We start from the raw sequence: 21,502 nt of genomic DNA, 5'->3' as shown, positions 1-21,502 counted from the left end.
TCTGCCCCCGGACCGGGCGATGAACGGCACGCCTAGGGCGCGTTGAGAAACATCAGGACGAACAACAGCGCGATGAACGCCACCACTAGCAGCGGTCTCACCGCGGCGGAGGCGGGACGCTCCTGACGCACACTGTCCAGGCCCACGCCGTGGCGGCCGGTCAGGTGCCGGTCCGCCGCGCGTGCTGCGGCGATGGGCGCCGCCTTCCGGTAGCCGCAGGTGTCGCATTCGACGTACCGGGCCCTGCCCCGCATGCCGATGCGCGCCTGGTGGGTCCTGTCGTTCCGGTCGCGGCCGGTGATGACGCGGGCGACGTTCAGCTTGGCCATCGGCCCTCTCCCGGCGCCGACATGGTGGCCGGGCAGGAGAGCCCAGCCGCACCGTCACGCGGTACTCGCTCGGGGGCGCGCAGGCCGTCGGCGATGGCGGTCGGCCAGGCGTCGTACGCGTCGCGGCAGGCTGCGCGAGGACGATCGGCGACACCGAGCAGACGTTCTCCGAGGTTCCCCGGGGTGACCGCCCGGCTGGGCCCGGTGCTCGTCCGGTCGTGAACCGGGCGGGCAACGTGCGGGCAACCTGCGCAGGGCCACCGGCGAGGCGCACCACAGGGGGGTGCGCCTTGCCGGCTGCGTGCTCCGGCGGTTACTCGGCCGGCGGCGTGACCGGCTGCCAGTCCCCGCCCTCCTCGGCCTCTTCGTCGGTCAGCTCCCTGATGTCCATGCTGCCGTCCTCGTTGCGCTCGACCGCAACCCCGTTCTCCGGCAGCTCCACCGGGCCGTCGCCCGGGACGGTGGGCCCGTGCGGGGGAACGTCCTCGTCGCCGCCGCCACCGGAGGCATTGGCCGAAGTGACGGCCAGTGCGGTCAGCCCCAGCGCCGCGATCGACGCCGCCACGATGCCCTTGATCCGGGTCTTGCGCATGAGTTTCTCCTTGCGTCCGCGAACACAACCCCTTGCCGTGTTCCGTGACTTCATCTAACTCCGGGCCCGCGTTCAGCACGGTAAGCGTGCGACCGGTCCTGTTCGCCGTTTCCTTATGCGCTTGTCACCGCGGGCTCGCGGGCTCGCGGCCGAAGCGGACGGCGACCGTGAGCCCGCCGTCCGGGCCCGGTGCCGCGCTCAGTTCGGCCCCGTGTGCCCTGGCGATGGATCGGACGATGGACAGGCCGAGTCCGTGTCCTGTGGTGCCGGTGCGGTCCTGGCCGAGGCGCCGGAAGGGCTCGAAGAGGTCGTCGACGAGGTCGGGGGCGATCGGTTCGCCGGTGTTGGTGACGGTGAGGGCGTCGCCGTGGAGTGTCACGTCGACGCGGCCGTCCTCGCGGTTGTACTGGAGCGCGTTGCTCACCAGGTTGGCGACGAGGTGGCGGATGAGGACCGGATCGCCGGTCACCCGCGCCGGTTCACGGAACCGGGTGTCCAGGGTCAGCCCCTTCTCCTCCGCGACCCGGCGCAGTCTGGTCGTCGCCGTGTCGGCCGTGGCCGCCAGATCGACCTGTTCCGTGTGCTCGAGCCCGCGTTCGCTGCGCGCCAGGAGCAGCAGGGCGGCGATGAGCTGTTCGGCTTCGCGGTTGGTGGTGAGGAGGTCGTCGCGGGTCTCGGCGAGGTGCTCGGGGAGCGGGTCGGCCAGGCCGACTTCGATGCTCGCGCGCTGGGCGGCGAGCGGGGTGCGCAGTTCGTGGGAGGCGTTGGCCACGAAGCGGCGCTGGCTGTCGAAGGCGCGCTGGAGGCGGTCCAGCATGGAGTCGAACGCGTCGGCGAGGTGGTGCAGTTCGTCGTCGGGGCCGGTCAGGTCGAGTCGTTTGTCGAGGCTGGTCCCGCTGATCCGCAGCGCCGTGTCGGTGACCGCGGCCACGGGGCGGAGCGCGCGGCTCGCCAGCCACCGGCCGGTCAGGACGAGCAGGACGGTCATGCAGGCCAGGCCGATGCTCGACCAGAGGAGCATCTGCTGCAACGCGGTGTCCTGAACGGCCTGGACGGTGTCGTCGACGAGCTGGATGGATATCTCGTTCGGCATATCCTTTATGCCTGTTGTCTCCGCTACGCCTGTTTCGCCTCCTGCGCCCGCTGGGGGATCGACGCCGGTCGGCGCCATCTCCTCGGTGGGCGGTGCGTCGTTCTCGGCGAGGCCGATGCCGGAGGTCTGCCAGGCGGTCCCGTAGCGGGCCAGGACGACGACGAACGCCAGCAGTGCCGTGCCCGACAACAGGAACAGGCCGCCGAACGCGAGGGCGAGCCGGGTGCGGAAGGAGAGCTTGGACCAGCGGCGCCGATTCACGGCGTGAGCCGGTACCCGCGACCGGTGTCGGCGGCGATGGTGTCCGGGCCGCCCAGCTTTGCCCGCAGCCGGCTGACGGTGGCCCGGACGGCGCTGGTCCGCGGGGGGAGGTTCTCGTCCCAGACGGTTCGTATGAGGTCGCGGTGGGGGACGGGGCCACCGCGGGACGCCAGCAGCGCGTGGAGAACGGCGAACTCCTTGGGCGTGAGGTCCACCGGCCGCCCGTGGACGAGCACTTCACGGCGCGTACGGTCCATCCGGATGCCCTCGTGCCGCAGCACCACGGGCGGGCTTTTCGGGGCGCGGCGGTACAGGACCTGGATGCGGGCGACGAGCTCGGCGAAGTCGAAGGGCTTCGCCAGGTAGTCGTCGGCGCCGAGTTCTTCGAGTCCGTAGACCTTGTCCGCGATCTCGCCGGCCGCGGTCAGCATGAGGATGCGGGGCGGGTTCTCCAGCTCTCGCAGTCTTCGGCACACCTCGTCCCCGGTCAGCACCGGGAGGTCGCGGTCGAGCACGAGAACGTCGTAGTCGGTCAGCAGGCACATGCGTTCGGCCTCGTCGCCGGTCGCGGCGAGGTCGACCGCCATCGACGCCCGGCGCAGTCCCCTGGCGACGGTACGCGCCAGCACGGCATGGTCTTCGGCTACCAGAACCCTCATGGGCCTTATGACATCAGGCAGTCGATTACAAAGGCATAAGCGTCCGGCGGCCGGGCCGCGGTGCGCCGGGCCACGGCACCGCGGCGCCGCGCACCGTGGCCCGTTCCCCCCGTGAGAACGGGCCACGGTGGCCGCCGCCGGGCTCACTTGCGGTTGTAAAGGCGCATGGTCAGCGTGCCGAAGACGGCGATCAGCACCGCGCTCGCCACGAGCACCCAGCCGATCTCGCCCGTGTCCGTGTTGCCGTCCATGAGGCCGCGGGCCGCCGCCACCAGGTGCGTGACCGGGCTGACGTCGACGAACGCCTGGAGCCAGCCGGGCATCGTCTCGGGCTCGACGAGGATGTTGCTCAGGAAGGTCAGCGGGAAGAGGACCATCATGCTGACGCCCATCACGGACTTCTCCGAGCGCAGCAGCAGACCGAACATGGTCCAGATCCACGAGAACGCGAACGAGAAGCCGATCAGCAGCAGGATCGCGGCGGTGACGCCGAACACGCCGCCGTCCGGCCGGTAGCCCAGGATCAGGCCGACGACGAGGATCACCACCGAGGCCAGGGCGTAGCGCAGCATGTCGCCCAGCAGGTAGCCGACCATGGCCGCGGGCCGCCACACCGGCAGCGTGCGGAACCGGTCGAAGATGCCCTTCGATATGTCGGTGTTGACCGCGACGCCGGTGTACATCGTGGTCATCACGACGCTCATCACCATGATCCCCGGCAGCAGGTACTGGAGGTACTCCGCGGTCGACCCGGCGAGCGCGCCGCCGAACAGGTAGGTGAACATCAGCGTCATCATGATCGGGAAGACGGTGACGTCGAAGAGCTGCTCGGGAACGTGCTTGATCTTCAGCATCGACCGCCAGCCGAAGGTGAGCGAGGCGGACAGGGCGCTCGGCCGCGGCGGGCGTTCCCCGGGGGCGAGCACGGATTGCAAGGACTCCGCGGTCGGCGTGTAGGTGTCCTCCGCGTCCTGCGGCCGGTCCTTGGTGGTACTGGTGCTGGTCGCGGTGGTCATGCCACGGCCTCCTGCTTCGCGTCCGTCGGGTGGGTGCCGCCCGCGGCGGCGTTCTTGCGGTCGGTGAGGGCGAGGAACACCTCGTCCAGGCTGGGCTGTCCGAGGGAGAAGTCGTCGACGACGATGCCGCCGGCGGCCAGTTCGCCCAGGGCGCGGGACGCCAGTTCGGCGGGCCCGGCCTGGCCGCCGGGCATGAGCCGGGCGGTGAGGCCGACCGGGTCGGCGTCGGCCTGCACGCTCGCGCCGAGGACCCGCGTCAGCAGTTCCTGCGCCTCGGCGCGCTGGTGGGACTCGCGCAGCCGGACGTGAACGGAGCCGGAGCCGACCGACGACTTCAGCTGGCCGGGGGTGCCCTCGGCGATGACGCGGCCGGTGTCGATGACGGCGATGCGGCCCGCGAGCTGGTCGGCCTCGTCGAGGTACTGGGTGGTGAGCAGCACGGTGGTGCCCTGGGCCACCACGGCGCGCACGATGTCCCAGACCTGGTTGCGGCTGCGCGGGTCGAGCCCCGTGGTCGGCTCGTCGAGGAACAGCAGGTCGGGCGTGTTGATGATGCTCGCGGCGATGTCGAGGCGCCGCCGCATGCCGCCGGAGTACGCCTTCACCTGCCGGTCGGCCGCCGCGGTCAGCCCGAACGCGTCGAGCAGCGACGCGGCCCGTTCCCTGGCGGCCGGCTTGCGGTGGCCGAGCAGCCGCGCGAGCAGCACCAGGTTCTCCATGCCGGTCAGGTCCTCGTCGACCGAGGCGTACTGGCCGGTGAGGCTCACGCGGCTGCGCACGGCGGCAGCCTGCCCGACCACGTCGAGCCCGAAGACGCGGGCCTCGCCGGCGTCCGGCCGCAGCAGGGTCGCGAGCATTCTGACGGTGGTGGTCTTGCCCGCGCCGTTGGGGCCGAGGACGCCGTAGACGGTGCCGGCGGGCACCACGAGGTCGACGCCGTCGACCGCGCGGTTCTCGCCGAACGTCTTGACGAGTCCTGTGGTCTCGATGGCCGGCTGGCCCCTGTGGTTACTCATCGTTGCTCTCTCCGTGCTCCGCTCGCGTTCCGGTAGTCGCTCGTATGTTCGTAAGACTTCGATTGTCGCCGCGTCTCATCGCTGGTTCCTTCTCTTTTTTCCTCGCGGGTTTCACACCGGGTAGGGCCGTTGGTCCCTGGCCTCGCGCAGTGCGCGGCCCCACCAGACGAGCTGGTCGAGCATGGCGCGGACCGCGCGGGCCCGTCCCCCGCCGCCGTCGGGCCGCTCGGGCTCGCCGGCCAGCAGGTCGAGGCCGACGCCGTTGCGCACGGTCACGGCGTGCAGCTCGGTGAAGACCGGGCGCAGGGCCTCCGCCGCGTACAGGCCGAGCGAGCCCGAGCCGTAGGTGACGAAGCCCACCGGCTTGGCGTGCCACTCGTCGTAGGCGTAGTCGACGGCCTGCTTCAGCGAGGCGGGGAAGCTGCGGTTGTACTCGGGCGTGACCACGACGAACGCGTCGGCGCGGGCCACGGCCGCGGTGAACCGCCGCATCTGCGGCGTCGCCGCGCACGGATAGCACGCGGGGAACTCGTAGTCCGCCAGGTCGAGCACGTCGGGCTCGATGTCCTCGCGCTGCCGCGCCTGGCCGGCGAACCACCGGCCGACGCGCCCGCCCGCCCGGCCCTCCCGGGTGCTGCCGATGATCAGCGCCACCCGCAGCCGCTCCGCGCCGTTCTCTGCCACGGCGGTCACCTCCCGTCCGTCCCTCACCCCAAGGGCGCGAGACGCGAGCGCGCCGCCGCGAGATCGGATCTCGCGGCGCGTGGCGCGGCCCGCGAGATCGCCGCGGGCCGCGGGCCACGGCGTCGGGTGAGCCGGGTCAGCCGGCGCTGACGCGCAGCTTGGACTGGCCGTGCGGCAGCTTCTCCCAGTCCTCCTGGAAGCGGGCGCGCAGACCGTGCCGTTCGGCGAGGGCGACCAGGGTCTCCGTGCGGTAGTAGAAGTCCTCGCGCAGCACGTGGTGCTCGTGGCCCTCGGTGCGGTCGAAGGTGAAGTCGAAGAAGCCGCCGGGGGCGAGGATGCGGCCGACGTTCCCCAGGCACTCCTCGATCACGGACAGCGGGGAGTGGGAGAAGACGCTGTGCGCGTGCACGACGTCGAAGTGGGCGTCGGGCAGGAAGTCGAACGTGAGGTCGCGGGTGAGGGTCAGGTGCGGCAGCTTGTCCTGGAGCTTGTAGGTGACCAGCGTCTTCTTGGCGCTGATCAGGATGTCCGGGGAGATGTCGATGCCGTAGTAGCCGCCGGGGGCGAGGTGGTCGATGAACCGCCAGCCCGCGCGCAGGTTGCCGCAGCCGATGTCGAGCATGCGGTGCTCGGCCCGCAGGCCGTGCTCCTTCAGGTACGCGAACTGCATTTCCCCGAGGGCCAGCCAGCGGGCGTGGCTGGCGCTGCCGACGGCCGCGTCGGGGTCGCGGCTCGTGTCGGAGGCCATCACCGCCCGGTAATAGGCCACGTGGTCGCGGTGCTTGAGCCGCAGCCAGGCGTCCCTGGCGGTGCGCCGCGCGTAGGGCGCGATGCGGCGCGGATTCCGCGCGGCGTAACGGATCTTGTGCGCGATGCTCGCGCGGTTAACGGACAATCCAGTGCTTTTGAGATGCATGGGGGGCAGCTTGGTGCAGAAGCCGCGCCGCGACCAGAAGGCGCGCAGCCGGGCGCCGTTCTTCACGACCGCCGCACACCTCGCGTATACCCCTGGGGGGTATTTGCTTCACCATACCCGCCTGGGGTATACAGGTGGCAGAGGGCATACCACCCTGGGGTATTCTGACCGTTTGAGGAGCACGCCCATGACTGCCACCACATCCGACAGCGCCGAGGTCGAGCTGGCCATCGGCGGCATGACCTGCGCCTCCTGCGCGGCCAGGATCGAGAAGAAGCTCAACCGCATGGACGGCGTCACCGCCTCCGTGAACTACGCCACCGAGAAGGCGAGGGTCGCCTACGGCGACGGCGTCACCGTCGCCGATCTCGTCGCCACCGTCGAGGCCACCGGCTACACCGCCGAGGAGCCGCGCCGGGCGACCGCGCCGGAGCCCGGCGCCGGCGAGCCGCCGGACGAAACGGCCGCACTGCGCCACCGCGCCCTGGTGACGGCGGTGCTCGCCGCACCCGTGATCGCGCTGGCGATGGTGCCCGCCTGGCAGTTCGACTACTGGCAGTGGCTCTCCCTCACCCTGGCCGCACCGGCCGTGGTGTGGGGCGGCTGGCAGTTCCACCGCGCCGCCTGGACGAACGCCAGGCACGGCGCCGCCACCATGGACACGCTGATCTCCGTCGGCACCCTGGCCGCGCTGCTGTGGTCCGGCTGGGCGCTGTTCCTCGGCGACGCCGGGATGCCCGGCATGACCCACCCCTTCGAGCTGACCATCGAACGCAGCGACGGCGCGGGCAACATCTACCTGGAGGCCGCCGCGGGCGTCACCGCCTTCCTGCTGGCCGGCCGCTACTTCGAGGCGCGCGCCAAGCGCCGCGCCGGAGCCGCGCTGCGCGCCCTGCTCGAGCTGGGCGCCAAGGAGGTCACCGTCCTGCGCGGCGGCGCCGAGCGGCGCATCCCCGTCGGGGAGCTGCGGCCGGGGGACCACTTCCTGGTCAGGCCGGGCGAGAAGATCGCTACCGACGGCGTGGTCGTGGAGGGCTCCTCCGCCGTCGACGCCGCCATGCTGACCGGCGAGTCGGTCCCGGTCGAGGTCACCGCCGGCGACCCGGTCACCGGCGCCACGCTCAACGCGGGCGGCCGGCTGGTCGTCGAGGCCACCCGCGTCGGCGCCGACACGCAGCTGGCGCGGATGGCCAGGCTGGTGGAGGACGCGCAGAACGGCAAGGCCGCGGCGCAGCGCCTCGCCGACCGGATCTCCGCGGTGTTCGTGCCGGTCGTCATCGCCCTGTCCGTCGCCACCCTCGGCTTCTGGCTCGGCAACGGCGCGGGCCTGACCGCCGCGTTCACCGCCGCCGTCGCCGTGCTGATCATCGCCTGCCCCTGCGCCCTCGGCCTGGCCACGCCCACCGCGCTGCTCGTCGGAACGGGCCGCGGCGCCCAGCTCGGCATCCTGATCAAGGGCCCCGAGGTGCTGGAGAACACGCGTCGCGCGGACACCGTGCTGCTGGACAAGACGGGCACCGTCACAACCGGCCGCATGACCCTGGTCGGCGTCACCGCCGCGCCCGGCGAGGACGAGACCGAGGTGCTGCGCCTGGCCGGGGCCCTGGAGCACGCCTCCGAGCACCCGATAGCGCGGGCCGTCGCCGAGGGCGCCGCCGCCAGCGCGGGCGAGCTGCCCGTGCCGGAGGACTTCGCGGCCGTACCCGGCCTCGGCGTGCAGGGCATCGCCGGCGGGCACGCCGTGCTCGTGGGCCGCGAACGGCTGCTCGCCGACTGGGCGATCCCGCTCCCCGCGCCGCTGGCCGAGGCCAGGGCGGCGGCGGAGGCAGCGGGGCGCACGGCCATCGCCGTGGCCTGGGACGGCCGGGCCCGCGGCGTGCTCGAAGTGGCCGACGCCGTCAAGGACACCAGCGCGGAGGCGATCCGGCGGCTGCGCGCGCTGGGGCTCACCCCCGTCCTGCTCACCGGCGACAACGAGACGGTGGCCCGCGCGGTCGCCGCCGAGGTCGGCATCGACGAGGTCATCGCCGAGGTGCTGCCCGAGGAGAAGGTGGCCGTCGTCCAGCGCCTTCAGGCCGAGGGCCGCACGGTCGCCATGGTCGGCGACGGCGTCAACGACGCGGCGGCCCTGGCCACCGCCGATCTGGGCCTGGCCATGGGCACCGGCACGGACGCCGCCATCGAGGCGGGCGACCTGACGCTGGTGCGCGGCGACCTGCGGGCCGCCGCGGACGCCATCCGGCTCTCCCGCAGGACGCTGCGCACCATCAAGGGCAACCTGTTCTGGGCGTTCGGCTACAACACGGCGGCCCTGCCGCTGGCCGCGGCGGGACTGCTCAGCCCGATGCTGGCGGGTGCCGCCATGGCCTTCTCGTCCGTCTCGGTCGTCGCCAACAGCCTGCGGCTGCGCACCTTCCGGGCGGACACCGGGCGGTGAGTGCTCCGCACGGGGCGGAACCACCCCGCGGACCGGATACGTTGAGGTTGTTGCACTGAGAAGACGACAGCGAGGTGGCACCGATGTCCATGTGGGACCGGATCAAGGACGCCAAGGGGCGGAGCGGCTCCAGCGGCAGCGGGAGCAGCGGCGGAAGCGGCGGCGGAGGCGCGCAGCTGGTGGGCATGTTCAAGAACCAGCTGTCCTCCATGAAGACGGAGCTGAAGAGCGGCGCGTACCGGGACGCGAGCATGGCGATGTGCGCGCTGGTCGCCGCCGCGGACGGCTCCGTCGACGGAGCCGAGCGGCAGCACGTGGAGTCGCTGATCGTCAGCAATGACGTCCTTCAGAACTTCCCGGCCGACTCGCTGCGGCAGCGGTTCAACAAGCACGTCGACCAGCTGGTGAGCAACTTCCAGCAGGGCAAGACCGCGGCGCTCCAGGAGATCGCCAAGGTGCAGAAGAAGCCCACGGAGGCGCGGGCGGTCGTCCAGACCGGCATCGTCATCGCCGGGGCGGACGGCTACTTCGCGCAGGCCGAGCAGCAGATCATCCGGGAGGTGTGCGCCTCGCTCGGCCTCTCACCCGCCGAGTTCAACATGTGAGAGCGTCCCCGGCGCGCACGGCGCGCACGCCGGGCGCAAGGTACGGCCCGGGCACCGGAGTTGAGGCTTCCCTCACCCGGACCCGGGCCTGCCTTTACCCTTCCCGGCACAGCTCTTGACCTTCGGGAACGACGCTTGCGGCATGCACATCTCCTTGCGTGCCCGTACCGCGACGGCCGTTGCCGCCGCCGGGCTGATGATCACTGCCGCGGCCACCGGCGTTCAGGCCGCCGCTCCCGACGACCGCCCCGCACACTCCGCACAGCAGCGGCAGGCCCCCACCGAGAAAGAGATCCGCGACCTGTTCGCGCTGTGGAACGACGCGCTCGCCACCGGCGACGCCGAGCAGGTCGCCGACCTGTACGCGGCCGACGCCGTACTCGAACCGACCCTCTCCAGCGTGATACGCACCGACCGCGCAGGCATAGTCGACTACTTCGAGCACTTTCTGCGCCAGCAGCCGTCCGGCGAGATCGACGCGTCCTACGTCGAGGTCCTGGGCCGCCACGCGGCCGTCGACTCCGGCGGCTACACCTTCCACCTGACCGACCCGGAAACCGGCGAGCGGCACGACACGCACGCCCGCTACACGTTCGTCTACGAGCGTGACGCGCACACCGGCGAGTGGCTGATCGTCAACCACCACTCCTCGCTGGTGCCCGTGGACTGAACGGGCCGGAGACCCGCGCGTGCGGCGGTCAGGACGGCCGCCGCACGTTCAGGTGCAGCTCCTTCAGCCGGGACTCGTCCACCGTGCTCGGCGCGCCCATCAGCAGGTCCTGCGCATTGCCGTTGAGCGGGAACGCGATGGTCTCGCGGATGTTCGGCTCGTCGGCCAGCAGCATCACGATGCGGTCGATGCCCGGGGCGATGCCGCCGTGCGGCGGGGCGCCGAAGCGGAACGCGCGGAGCATGCCGCCGAATTCGCGCTCGACCTCCTCCGCGCTGTACCCGGCGATCCCGAACGCCTTGATCATGACGTCGGGCTCGTGGTTCCTGATGGCGCCGGAGGACAGCTCGATCCCGTTGCACACGATGTCGTACTGCCAGGCCAGCACGTCCAGCGGGTCCTTGCCCTCCAGCGCGGCGAGCCCGCCCTGCGGCATGGAGAACGGGTTGTGCGAGAACTCGATGGCGCCGGTGTCCTCGTTCCGCTCGAACATGGGGAAGTCCACGATCCAGCAGAAGCGGAACACGCCCTCCTCGAAGTGCCCGGCGCGGCGGGCGGCCTCCACGCGCACCGCGCCCATGATCTTCGAGACCTCGTCGAACTCCCCCGCGCCGAAGAAGACGGCGGTGCCCGGGCCCGCGTCCAGCCGTGCCAGCAGCGCGGCCACATCCTGCTCCGTCAGGAACTTCGCGATCGGGCCCGTCAGCTTCAGGTCCTCCCCGACGCGCACCCAGGCCAGGCCCTTGGCGCCCTGCTCGACGGCGAAGTCGCCCAGCTGGTCGAAGAACCGCCGCGGCTGCGCGGCCGTGTCCGGCACGGCGAGCGCCCGCACGTGCCGGTCGGCGAACGCCTTGAAACCGGACCCGGCGAAGATGTCGGAGACGTCGGTCAGCCTCAGCTTGGCGCGCAGGTCCGGCTTGTCCGAGCCGTAGGCCAGCATCGCCTCGCGGTACGGAATCCGCGGGAACGGCGAGGTGACGTGCCGGTCGCCGCCGAACTCCGTGAACAGCTCCGTCATCACCTGCTCGATGACGGCGAACACGTCCTCCTGCTCGACGAAGCTCATCTCCACGTCGAGCTGGTAGAACTCGCCGGGCGAGCGGTCGGCCCGCGCGTCCTCGTCGCGGAAACACGGCGCGATCTGGAAGTACCGGTCGAAGCCGGCGATCATCAGCAGCTGCTTGAACTGCTGCGGCGCCTGCGGCAGGGCGTAGAAGGTGCCCGGGTGCAGCCGCGAGGGCACCAGGAAGTCGCGCGCGCCCTCCGGCGAGGTGGCCGAAAGGATCGGCGTCGCCAGCTCGTTGAACCCGAGGCCGGTCATCTTCCGCCGGATGGCCGCGATCACGGCGGAACGCAGCATGATGTTGCGGTGCATCCGCTCCCGGCGCAGGTCGAGGAAGCGGTACTCCAGGCGCCGCTCCTCGTTCACCCCGTCCTCGGCGTTGATGGTGAACGGGATCTGCTCGGCGGTGCCGAGCACCTCGACCTCCGTCACCTCGATCTCGATGTCACCGGTGGCCAGCTCGGGGTTGACATTGTCCGCGCCGCGGCCCACGACCCGGCCGTCCACGCGGATGACGGACTCCTTGGCGAGGGAGCCGAGGCGCTCGTCCACGGCCTGGCTGCCCGGGGACTCCGGGTGCACGACCAGCTGGACGATGCCGTGGTGGTCACGCAGGTCGACGAAGAGGATGCCGCCCAGATTCCGGCGGTTGTGCAGCCACCCGGACAGCCGTACATCCTTGCCGATGTCCGCGGAGCGCAGCTCGCCGCAGGTGTGGGACCGGTACCGATGCATCGTTCATCCAAGTCGTCTTGAGAGCCGTCGTCGAGACGTCGCCGGTGGGTGTGCGGGGCGGTCTCTCAGACTACCGCCGCCCGCCGTCCCCACCGCCCCGGCCCAGTACTGGTGGCCGCAGCCGATCACAGCACCATAAAGTAGGGCAATATGCGCACCGAGGACGTGCTGGGCGCCACGGAAACCGGGCTGTGGACATGGGACGGCGCCCGCGGGCTCGTCACCCTCGACGCGGCCGCCGCCCGGCTGCTCGATCTGCCCGCGGAAGAGGTCACCGTCCCGGAGTCCGCGATGCGCTCCCGGGTGCCCGCCGAGGACATCATCGAGATCCAGCGCGTCCTGGCCGCGGCGGAGGCCGAGGGCCGCGTCGCGGAGGTCCGGATGCGGGTGGTCAGCGACGACGGCACCGTGCTGCGGACCGTGCGCAGCCGCCTGCGGCCGGTCGGGGAGGGGCAGGCGACCGTCGAGGGCGTGGTGTCGGGCCTGGCCGGGACGGTGGCGGAGGTGCCCGCGGCGCCGGGCCGGCCGTCGTCCGTCGAGTGGGACTGGCGGCGCGCCCGGGAGGCGTTCCTTCTCGACGCGGGGCAGGCGCTGTCCGAGGCCCGCACCACCCAGGACGTGCTGCGGGTGACCGCCTCGCTCGCGATGCCCGGCTTCTCGCCGGACGGCATCGCGGTGTTCGTACAGGAGGGCGACCAGGTCCAGCTCGCCGACTACCACGGGTACCGCTACGACGAGGTGTCCGCCGGCTTCCCGATCCCCCTGTCGGCCAACTACCCGGCGGCGCAGGTGCTGCGCGACGGCCGGGCGGTGTACCTGGCGACCCCGGAGGAGTACCGCGGGAGCTACCCGGAGCTGTGGCCGTTCGTGAAGCGTTTCGGCCACAAGTCCTGGGCCTACCTCCCGCTGGTCGTCGCGGGGCGCACGATCGGCGTGTGGCTGGTCGCGTTCCGCGCCGCCGTCGGCTTCACCATCGAGGACAGGTCCCTGCTGTCCACCGTCGCCCGCCTGCTCGCGCAGGCCCTCTCCCGCGCCTACCTCCAGGACACGGAACGCGAGCTGTCCGCCGACCTCCAGCACACCATGCGCCCAGGGCCCGCGCCCGGCGTGCCGGGCCTGGTGATCGCCAGCCGGTACGTGCCGGCCGGCGGCGGGCTCCAGGTCGGCGGCGACTGGTACGACGTGATCCCGCTGCCGTCCGGCCGGGTCGCGCTGATCATCGGCGACGTGCAGGGCCACGACGTGCGGGCCGCCGCCGTCATGGCGCAGCTGCGGATCGTGCTGCGCGCGTACGCATCGGAGGGGCACCGGCCGGACGCGGTGCTCTCGCGGGCCTCCCGCTTCCTGGCCGCGCTGACGGCCGAGCCGGAGGCGGCGTTCGGCGAATCCCGCTTCGCGACCTGCCTGTACGTGGAGGTCGACCCGCCCACGGGCACCCTCGACATCGCGCGCGCCGGGCACCTGGACCCGGCGCTGGTGCTCCAGGACGGCACGATGGTGATGCGGCCCACCGCGGGCGGCCTGCCGCTCGGCGTCGCACCCCAGGGCGACTACCCGGCGACCCGGCTGATGCTCCAGCCGGGCGAGACGCTGCTGCTGTGCACCGACGGGCTGATCGAGACCGGGCGGCACGACCTGGACTCGGGCTGGGCGCGGCTGCGGAAGGCGGTGGCCGGGCTGAGCGGCCTCCAGCTGGAGGACCTGGCGGACAGCCTGATCGAGACGGTGCACGGGAACGCGCCGCCGCAGACCTCGTCGCCGATGGCGGCCCGGGACCTGGACGACATCGCGCTGCTCCTGCTGCGCCGCCCCGAGGAACGCAGAACCGGCCTGCCGGGCGCCGCGCCGGTGCGCCGCGTGGTGCTGACCGTGGCGCAGTCGGAGCCGGCCCGGATCTCCGACGCGCGCGGCCAGTTGGCGTCACTGCTGCACGACTGGACCGACCCGGACCGGGTGTTCGGCGCCACCCTGATGCTGTCGGAGGTGATGACGAACGTGCTGACGCACACGGACGGGGACGCGCTGCTGGTCGCCGAGCTGAGCGGGCGCCCGGGGGACCGGCAGCTGCGGGTGGAGGTCAGCGACCCGAGCGACCAGCCGCCGCACCCGAGGCAGCCGGGGGAGCTGGCCTCCTCGGGGCGGGGGCTGCTGCTGATGGAGTCACTGGCCGACGCCTGGGGCTACGCGCCGCGCGGCGCCGGCAAGACGACCTGGTTCGAACTGCGCGAGGAGCCCGCCGAGGACCCGGCCTGAGACCGGCCACGACCGGCCAGGACCGGCCCGGGATTCAGGCGTCGTGAACGGCGGGGATGGTGCCGAGGCGCCCCTGCTGGAAGTCCTCGAAGGCCCGGTGGAGTTCCTCGCGGGTGTTCATGACGAACGGGCCGTAGTGGGCCATCGGCTCGCGGATGGGCAGGCCGCCGAGGAGGATCACGTCGAGGTCGGGGGTGTTGCCGTCCTGCTTGTCGTCGGCACGGACGGTGAGGGAGGTGCCCTTGCCGTAGACGGCGGTCTGGCCGGTGTGGACGGGGCGGCGGTCGGGTCCTGCGGAGCCGCGGCCGGCCAGCACGTAGGCGAGGCCGTTGAAGTCCGCGCGCCAGGGGAGGGTCAGCTCGGCGCCGGGGGTGAGGGTGGCGTGGATCAGAGTGATCGGGGTGTGGGTGGCGCCCGGCCCCTGGTGGCCGGCCAGCTCGCCGGCGATGACACGGACGAGGGCGCCGCCGTCGGGGCTCGCGAGCAGCGCGACGCTGCCGCTGCGCAGGTCCTGGTACCTGGGGGCCATCATCTTGTCCCTGGCCGGGAGGTTGACCCAGAGCTGGATGCCGTGGAAGAGACCGCCGCTCATGACCAGGGATTCGGGCGGGGCCTCGATGTGGAGCAGCCCGGAGCCGGCCGTCATCCACTGGGTGTCGCCGTTGGTGATGGTGCCGCCGCCGCCCTGGCTGTCCTGGTGGTCGAGCACCCCGTCGATGATGTAGGTGACGGTCTCGAAGCCGCGGTGCGGGTGCCAGGGGGTCCCTTTCGGCTCCCCGGGCGCGTACTCCACCTCGCCCATCTGGTCCATCATGATGAACGGGTCGAGGTGCGGGTGGTTGATCCCCGCGAACGCCCGGCGTACCGGGAAGCCCTCGCCCTCGAAGCCGGCCGGGGCGGTGACCACGGCGCGGACGGGCCGGGCGGGGGCGGCCGGCGGGGGCGCGGCGACGCGGGGCAGGGTCAGCGGATTCTCGACGGTGATCGCGGGCATGTGCGGTCCTCCTCGGCGACTGCCCACAGATTAGTTGAATACTTAACAGTCTGTCGAGGGGCGCCCGCGCCCGGGGTCAGCCGTAGAGCCGGCGCATCGTGTAATCGACCATCTCCTCCACGGACTTGGCGTCCAGCACGAGGCGGTGCTCGCCCTCCATGTCGAGCGCGAAGCCGTAGCCGCCCGGCAGCAGGTCGAGCACCTCGCCACCGGTCACCGTGAAGTACCGCGACTCCTTGCCCGCGTAGCGGCGCAGCTCCTTCAGCGAGGTGAAGAGCGGAATCACCGGCTGCTGCGTATTGTGCAGCGCCAGGAAGCCCGGATTCTCGCCCCGCGGGCAGTAGATCTTGGCGCCGAGGAAGACGTCGTGGAACTCCTCGCTCGACATCGCGCCCGAGGTGTACGCCCGCAGCGCGTCCACCAGCGTGGGCGGCGCGGGCGCCGCCGCCCCGGCGGCGGCGGGAGGCTGCTGCTGTTGCTGCTGCTCGGGGTAGAGCTGCTGGCCGCCGTACCCGGCGGCGGCGGGAGGCTGCTGGACCCCGTAGGGCTGCTGGCCGGTGTAGCCCGGCTGGTCGTAGCCGTACATGTGAGAAAGAGTACGGCCCGCTTCTGTCCTGAATCCGCTTGCTTCTTATTACCGATGGGTAGCATCATGGACGTTACTACCCGGTACCCGCCATTTACGGAGTCGCCGCCATGGGGCACTACAAGTCGAACCTCCGCGACGTCGAGTTCAACCTGTTCGAGGTCCTGGGCCGCGGCGCGGTGTACGGCACGGGCCCGTTCCAGGAGATCGATCCCGACACCGCGCGCACCATGCTCGCCGAGATCACGCGCCTCGCGGAGAACGAGCTGGCCACCTCGTACGAGGACGGCGACCGCAACCCGCCGGTCTTCGACCCCGCGACGCACACCGCCCCGCTGCCGGAGTCGTTCAAGCGCAGCTACCACGCCTACATGGACGCCGAATGGTGGCGTCTGAGCATCGGCGAGGAGCTGGGCGGGCTGACCGCGCCCCGTTCGCTGGTCTGGGCCGCCGGGGAGAACGTGCTGGGCGCCAACCCGGCGATCTGGATGTACGCCTCGGGCCCGACGTTCGGCCGCGTGCTGCACGACGAGGCCACCGAGGAGCAGAAGAAGATCGCGCAGCTGATGGTGGACCGGCAGTGGGGCTCCACCATGGTCCTCACCGAGCCCGACGCGGGCTCCGACGTGGGCGCGGGCCGGGCGAAGGCGGTGCGGCAGGACGACGGGTCCTGGCACATCGAGGGCGTGAAGCGCTTCATCACCTCGGGCGAGCACGACCTGACGGACAACATCGTGCACTTCGTGCTGGCCAGGCCCGAGGGCCACGGCCCCGGCACGAAGGGCCTGTCGCTGTTCATCGTGCCGAAGTACGACTTCGACTGGGACACCGGTGAACTGGGCGCGCGCAACGGCGTGTACGCCACCAACGTCGAGCACAAGATGGGACTGAAGGTCTCCAACACCTGTGAGCTGACCTTCGGCGCGCACGGCACCCCGGCGAAGGGCTGGCTGCTGGGCGAGAAGCACGACGGCATCCGCCAGATGTTCAAGATCATCGAGTTCGCGCGGATGATGGTCGGCACCAAGGCCATCGCCGCCCTCTCCACCGGCTACCTCAACGCGCTCGACTACGCCAAGGAGCGCGTCCAGGGCCCGGACCTGACGCAGTTCGCCGACAAGTCCGCCCCGCGCGTCACCATCACCCACCACCCCGACGTCCGCCGTTCGCTGATGACGCAGAAGGCGTACGCGGAGGGCATGCGCGCCCTGGCGCTGTACACGGCAAGCGTCCAGGACGACATCCTGGTCAAGCAGGCCGCGGGCGAGGACACCGCCGCCGAGGAGGCGCGGAACGACCTGCTGCTGCCCATCGTCAAGGGCTACGGCTCCGAGCGGTCCTACGCACAACTGGCCGAGTCCCTCCAGACGCTGGGCGGCTCCGGGTACCTCCAGGAGTACCCGATCGAGCAGTACATCAGGGACGCCAAGATCGACACGCTCTACGAGGGCACCACCGCCATCCAGGGCCAGGACTTCTTCTTCCGCAAGATCGTCCGCAACCAGGGCGTCGCGCTCACCGCACTGGCCGAGGAGATCAAGAAGTTCCTCGCCGAGGCGCCGGGCGGCGAGAGCCTGGCCGCCGCCCGCGACCAGCTCACCCGCGCCGTCGCCGACCTGGAGGCCACCGTCGGCGTGCTGCTGACCGACCTCGCCGCCACCGAGAAGGACGTCCGTTCCCTCTACAAGGTCGGGCTCAACACCACGGCGTTCCTGCTGTCCTCCGGTGACGTGATCGTCGGCTACCTGCTGCTGCGCGGCGCGGCCGTCGCGGCCGGGAAGCTGCCGGAGGCGCCGGAGCGCGACCGGGCGTTCTACGCGGGCAAGATCGCCGCGGCCCGGCACTTCGCCGCCACCGTCCTGCCCGGCGTCGCCGTATCGCGTACCGTCGCCGAGACGACCGACCTCTCCCTGATGGACCTGGACGAGTCGGCCTTCTGACCCCCGGGCTCCTTCGAGCCCCACCCGCCAGGCGCCGGTCGACCGCCCCGTCCGACCGGCCGCCCACCAGGGCCCGGCGCGACCCCCCGCGCGCCGGGCCCTTCCCCCTTTCTCGTCAATCGCTGGTCAGGGGCGACGAGTTCTCGGCACAATCCATGCATGTCTGGACACGCTGAGCTAGAGCTGCGCGACGGCACCTCGGTCCGCGTCCGCCTCGCCCCCGAGGGTGCCGCGGACCCGTACGCCGGTCCCCACGACGCCCCGGAGGACGAGCGGGACCTGCCCGAGGGCTTCGGCGGCAGCGTCCCCGTCGGCCGGGGCCGCGCCGCCGCGCGGCGCCTGGCCACCGGGACCCTGCGCGCCGCCCTCGGCCCGCTCGGCCCCCTTCTCGAAGAGGTGCACGGCGCCGTCTCCGCCACCGAGCACCCCCCGCAGGAGATCACCGTGGAATTCGGCGTCGAGATCGGCAACGATCTCAAGCTCGGCCTCGTGGAGAGCGGCGGCCGGGCCCACCTCACCGTCACCGCCACCTGGCAGCCGGCGGTGACGGCCGCGCCGTGACCCCGTCCCCGTCCCCTTCCACCCCGCGTCCGGCCGACCCGCGCCACAGCGTGGTCTCCGTCCTGCGCACCGACGACGGGAAGGCCGCAGGCGCCGGTGTGCTGCTCGCCGGGCAGCACCTGCTCACCTGCGCGCACGTCGTCAACGACGCCATCGGCCGCGGCCCCTTCGACGGCAGGCGGCCGGGGCGCGTACACGTTCCGCTCGTGTTCCACGGCCCCTTCGGCACGCAGCGCCTCACCGGCCGCACCGTGTACTGGGTGCCGCCGCGCCGCACGGACGGCAGCGACCGGCCGCCGCGCGGCGGCGACCTCGAATGGCTCGGCGACCTCGCCGTCCTCCACGTGCCGGGACTCGCGCCCGACACCGTGGACCCGCCCGCCTGGACCGCGATGCGCGAGGGGCAGGACGTGCGCGCCTGGCACGGCACCGCGCTCCCCGGCTCGTTCTCCGACGCCCGCATCAAGTCCTGCGACGAACGCGTCGGTTACCTGGACGGCGAGCCAACCGGCATGTCGATCGGCCCCGCCTACAGCGGGGGCCCGCTGTGGTCGGGCGGCGACAACGCCGTCGTCGGCATCGTCGCCGCGCACAGCAGGCCGCCCGACGACCCCGTCACCGGCGGGCCGCCGGCCCACGACCCCGGGCACGTCATCCGCCGCAGCTGGTCCATCCCGTGGCAGCGGATCGAACGCGAACTGCGCGCCGTCGGCGCCCAGTCGCTGTTCCACACCGACGTGGCCGGCCTGGACGACCCCGCCTACCCCGACCTGTGCGACCTGCTCGACCGGGCGCTCGGCTCCTCGCTGAACCACCGGGACCTCGCCGCGGAGATCGCGGAACGCTGCGGAACGGCGCCCCCGCGCGAGGGCCACCTCGGCTCCCGCGCACTCGCCCACACCCTGCTGACCGAGCCGCGGGCGCTCGCGGCGCTCAGCGAGATCCTGCACGCCCAGAGGTCCCCCGCCGCGGGACAGCTGGTCGCCACCGGCCAATGGTCCGCCGTTCCGCTGCTGCTCTCGCCCGGCGAGCACCGCCGGCTGCTCGCCCTGCTGGCCGCCGTGCCCGCCGCCGTCACCGCCCGCATCCCGCAGGCCGTCCGCGCCGCGCTGCCGACCATGGCGGCCCTGCCCGCCACCGACGACACCGCGGCCCTGCTGCTCCACCTCGAACGGTTCTCCGGCGACGGCAGATCGCCCGAGGACCGGCCCCGCGTGCCCGCGCTGCTGCGCCTCGCCGAATACCTCGCCGTGGTCTGCCCGCCCTCCCAGCGCGCCGGGCTGCGGCTGTGGTGCGACGGCGTGGGGGCCCGGCTCGGCATCCCGCGCCCCGCGCTGCGCGAACGCCGCGCGGACGCCGACGACTGGGCCGCGCACCTGGCGGCGCGGTCCGGCCCGCCGCGCGTGCTGGTGGGGCTCGCCACCGCCGAGGACGGCCACCGGCTGCGCATCTGGTGCGACGAGGGCGACGGGCCGCGGCAGGTGTCGGGGCACGGCGACCGGCCCCTCACCGCGGCCGCGGTCGCCGAGGAGGTGCTGCGCGTGCTCGAACCGCTCGCCCGCGCCGCCCCCGGGCACGCCCGGCCGCTGGTGGAGGTCCTGGTGGATCGGGCCGCGCTCGACCTGCCCGTCGACGAGTGGGAGAGTCCGGGCCCTGACGGCCTGATCCCCGGCGTGCTCGGCGCCGAATACCCGCTCGTCGTGCACTGCCCCGAACTGCTGCGCCGCCACGAGCGGTTCCTCCCCGACTGGCGGCACCGCTGGCGGTGCCTCGACACCGGCGAGACCATCCACGTCTCGGACGCGGCGGCCGGGGCGCGCGCCGTCTACGGCACGCTCATGGACCGGCTCGACGCCGTCCGCGTCACGGTCGACGTGCCCGCCAGGGTCCGCAGCGAAGTCGTGCAGGTGTGCATCGCCGTCGGGGTACCGGTGGTGGTCTGGGACCGCGGCACCGGCCAGGAGTCCCACGCCGTCCGCCACGCCTCGGCGATCGCGCCGCGCGAACTGCCCGAGGGCGTCAGGTCGTACCGCGCCAAAACGGTCCACCGGCCGGACGAGTACCCCGGCCGGCCCGTCCTGGCCTGGGCCGACGCCGACCGCCCTGTGCCCGTGCTCCACCTCTCGGACCCCATGGAGGCCCCATGAGCAGCGTCCCCCGCGACACCTGGCGCATCTTCCACGGGGACGGCGTACAGCGCGCGGTCACCATGCCCGAGGCCCCGCCGTGGCGCCGGTTCAAGAACGTGCCGGCCGACCGGCCGCTGCCGTACCTGATCTCCCGCGAGCACGCCGACGTCGTGAACGCCGCGCTTCACCTGCGCCGCCCGCTGCTGGTGACCGGCCCCGCGGGCACGGGCAAGTCGTCCCTCGCGTTCGCGCTCGCAGGCGAACTGGGGCTCGGCGAAGTGCTGCGGTGGCCGGTCAACAGCCGTTCCACGATCCAGGAGGCGCTGTACCAGTACGACGCGATCGGCCGCCTGCGCGAGACCACGCTCAGCCGCGACCGCGGCGAGACGGAGCCGTCCATCGGCGGCTTCATCCGGCTGGGCCCGCTCGGCACCGCGCTCGTACCGCGCGAGCGCCCGCGCGTGCTGCTGGTCGACGAGCTGGACAAGGGCGACGTGGACCTGCCGAACGACCTGCTCACCGTCTTCGAGGAGGGCTACTTCCAGATCCCCGAGCTGGTCCGGCTGCCCGCCGAGCAGTCGGTCGTGCGCGTGCTGTCCGCCGACGCGGGCGAGGAGGTCGGCGTCGCGAGCGGGCGCGTGCACTGCACCGAGTTCCCCGCCGTCGTCATCACCAGCAACGGCGAACGCGACTTCCCGCCCGCGTTCCTGCGCCGCTGCGTCCGCCTCGACTTCCCCGTCGCCGACGAGGAACGCCTGCGCGCCATCGTCGCCGCGCACCTCGGCCCCGAGGCGCTGGGCGCGGCCCAGGACCTCATCCAGACGTTCCTCCAGCGCCGCGCCCCCGGCGAACTCGCCACCGACCAGCTGCTGAACGCCGTCTTCCTGCGCACCAGCGGCGTCGACCTGGACGCCGAGGGCCTGCTCGACGCCGTGCTGCACCAGCTCACCGGAACGGTCTGAC

19 protein-coding genes are annotated in these 21,502 nt (G+C 72.4%); 8 read left to right on the top strand and 11 right to left on the bottom strand.

Annotated features, from left to right (window positions below; genetic code table 11):
* Positions 1-32: 32 nt before the first annotated feature.
* From STBA_RS18200 to STBA_RS18165, 8 genes are all read right to left on the bottom strand, one after another.
* Positions 33-329 (bottom strand): hypothetical protein, encoded by a 297-nt coding sequence (locus STBA_RS18200; protein ID WP_077060261.1) that lies wholly within the window; start codon positions 327-329, stop codon positions 33-35.
* 313 nt (positions 330-642) lie between these two features.
* The gene (locus STBA_RS18195; RefSeq protein WP_077060260.1) at positions 643-921 is read right to left on the bottom strand and encodes a hypothetical protein; all 279 of its coding nucleotides are present in this window, start codon (positions 919-921) and stop codon (positions 643-645) included.
* A gap of 124 nt (positions 922-1,045) precedes the next feature.
* On the bottom strand, positions 1,046-2,275 hold the full coding sequence (locus STBA_RS18190; RefSeq protein ID WP_077060259.1) for a HAMP domain-containing sensor histidine kinase: 1,230 nt from the start codon (positions 2,273-2,275) through the stop codon (positions 1,046-1,048).
* Complete coding sequence (locus STBA_RS18185) at positions 2,272-2,934, bottom strand: response regulator transcription factor (protein WP_077060258.1); 663 nt, start codon at positions 2,932-2,934, stop codon at positions 2,272-2,274. The genes STBA_RS18190 and STBA_RS18185 overlap by 4 nt, the downstream gene beginning before the upstream one ends.
* A gap of 143 nt (positions 2,935-3,077) precedes the next feature.
* A complete protein-coding gene (locus STBA_RS18180) occupies positions 3,078-3,950 on the bottom strand; it encodes an ABC transporter permease (RefSeq protein WP_077060257.1) in 873 nt (290 codons plus the stop codon).
* Positions 3,947-4,966, bottom strand: a complete 1,020-nt coding sequence (locus STBA_RS18175) for an ATP-binding cassette domain-containing protein (protein WP_077060256.1) — start codon at positions 4,964-4,966, stop codon at positions 3,947-3,949. The genes STBA_RS18180 and STBA_RS18175 overlap by 4 nt, the downstream gene beginning before the upstream one ends.
* 111 nt (positions 4,967-5,077) lie before the next feature.
* On the bottom strand, positions 5,078-5,650 hold the full coding sequence (locus tag STBA_RS18170; RefSeq protein ID WP_253194815.1) for an NAD(P)H-dependent oxidoreductase: 573 nt from the start codon (positions 5,648-5,650) through the stop codon (positions 5,078-5,080).
* A gap of 136 nt (positions 5,651-5,786) precedes the next feature.
* On the bottom strand, positions 5,787-6,566 hold the full coding sequence (locus tag STBA_RS18165; protein ID WP_077063411.1) for a class I SAM-dependent methyltransferase: 780 nt from the start codon (positions 6,564-6,566) through the stop codon (positions 5,787-5,789).
* A gap of 187 nt (positions 6,567-6,753) precedes the next feature.
* Here STBA_RS18165 and STBA_RS18160 point away from each other — a divergent pair, with 187 nt between their 5' ends.
* The 3 genes from STBA_RS18160 to STBA_RS18150 all read left to right on the top strand — a co-directional run bounded on the left by STBA_RS18160 (position 6,754) and on the right by STBA_RS18150 (position 10,278).
* Positions 6,754-9,003: a heavy metal translocating P-type ATPase gene (locus STBA_RS18160; RefSeq protein WP_077060254.1), complete on the top strand. Its 2,250-nt coding sequence runs from the start codon at positions 6,754-6,756 to the stop codon at positions 9,001-9,003.
* 83 nt (positions 9,004-9,086) lie between these two features.
* Positions 9,087-9,608: a tellurite resistance TerB family protein gene (locus STBA_RS18155; protein WP_077060253.1), complete on the top strand. Its 522-nt coding sequence runs from the start codon at positions 9,087-9,089 to the stop codon at positions 9,606-9,608.
* A gap of 142 nt (positions 9,609-9,750) precedes the next feature.
* On the top strand, positions 9,751-10,278 hold the full coding sequence (locus STBA_RS18150; protein ID WP_077060252.1) for an SgcJ/EcaC family oxidoreductase: 528 nt from the start codon (positions 9,751-9,753) through the stop codon (positions 10,276-10,278).
* A 28-nt stretch (positions 10,279-10,306) separates the two neighbouring features.
* Here STBA_RS18150 and aspS read toward each other — a convergent pair whose 3' ends face one another.
* Positions 10,307-12,076, bottom strand: coding sequence for an aspartate--tRNA ligase (gene aspS / locus STBA_RS18145; protein WP_077060251.1), 1,770 nt, complete (start codon positions 12,074-12,076; stop codon positions 10,307-10,309).
* A 150-nt stretch (positions 12,077-12,226) separates the two neighbouring features.
* On the opposite strand from aspS, the gene STBA_RS18140 reads away from it, so the two are divergent.
* Entirely contained in the window at positions 12,227-14,329 is a 2,103-nt protein-coding gene (locus STBA_RS18140) for a SpoIIE family protein phosphatase (RefSeq protein ID WP_077060250.1), read from the top strand.
* A 34-nt stretch (positions 14,330-14,363) separates the two neighbouring features.
* Here the strand turns inward: STBA_RS18140 and STBA_RS18135 are convergent, their stop codons facing one another.
* Together STBA_RS18135 and STBA_RS18130 are read right to left on the bottom strand one after the other, a co-directional pair.
* Positions 14,364-15,323: a pirin family protein gene (locus STBA_RS18135; RefSeq protein WP_077060249.1), complete on the bottom strand. Its 960-nt coding sequence runs from the start codon at positions 15,321-15,323 to the stop codon at positions 14,364-14,366.
* 76 nt (positions 15,324-15,399) lie between these two features.
* The gene (locus STBA_RS18130; RefSeq protein WP_077060248.1) at positions 15,400-15,909 is read right to left on the bottom strand and encodes an SseB family protein; all 510 of its coding nucleotides are present in this window, start codon (positions 15,907-15,909) and stop codon (positions 15,400-15,402) included.
* Positions 15,910-16,019: 110 nt separating this feature from the next.
* Here STBA_RS18130 and STBA_RS18125 point away from each other — a divergent pair, with 110 nt between their 5' ends.
* The 4 genes from STBA_RS18125 to STBA_RS18110 all read left to right on the top strand — a co-directional run bounded on the left by STBA_RS18125 (position 16,020) and on the right by STBA_RS18110 (position 21,501).
* On the top strand, positions 16,020-17,849 hold the full coding sequence (locus STBA_RS18125; protein ID WP_077060247.1) for an acyl-CoA dehydrogenase: 1,830 nt from the start codon (positions 16,020-16,022) through the stop codon (positions 17,847-17,849).
* 159 nt (positions 17,850-18,008) lie between these two features.
* On the top strand, positions 18,009-18,410 hold the full coding sequence (locus STBA_RS18120; protein ID WP_077060246.1) for a CU044_2847 family protein: 402 nt from the start codon (positions 18,009-18,011) through the stop codon (positions 18,408-18,410).
* Entirely contained in the window at positions 18,407-20,557 is a 2,151-nt protein-coding gene (locus STBA_RS18115; RefSeq protein WP_077060245.1) for a trypsin-like peptidase domain-containing protein, read from the top strand. The genes STBA_RS18120 and STBA_RS18115 overlap by 4 nt, the downstream gene beginning before the upstream one ends.
* Entirely contained in the window at positions 20,554-21,501 is a 948-nt protein-coding gene (locus STBA_RS18110) for an AAA family ATPase (RefSeq protein ID WP_077060244.1), read from the top strand. The genes STBA_RS18115 and STBA_RS18110 overlap by 4 nt, the downstream gene beginning before the upstream one ends.
* Position 21,502: the final 1 nt, after the last annotated feature.

The sequence above is a fragment of the Streptomyces sp. MP131-18 genome (assembly GCF_001984575.1).
Taxonomy (GTDB): domain Bacteria; phylum Actinomycetota; class Actinomycetes; order Streptomycetales; family Streptomycetaceae; genus Streptomyces; species Streptomyces johnsoniae.
This window is presented reverse-complemented; position numbering and strand designations above follow the sequence as displayed.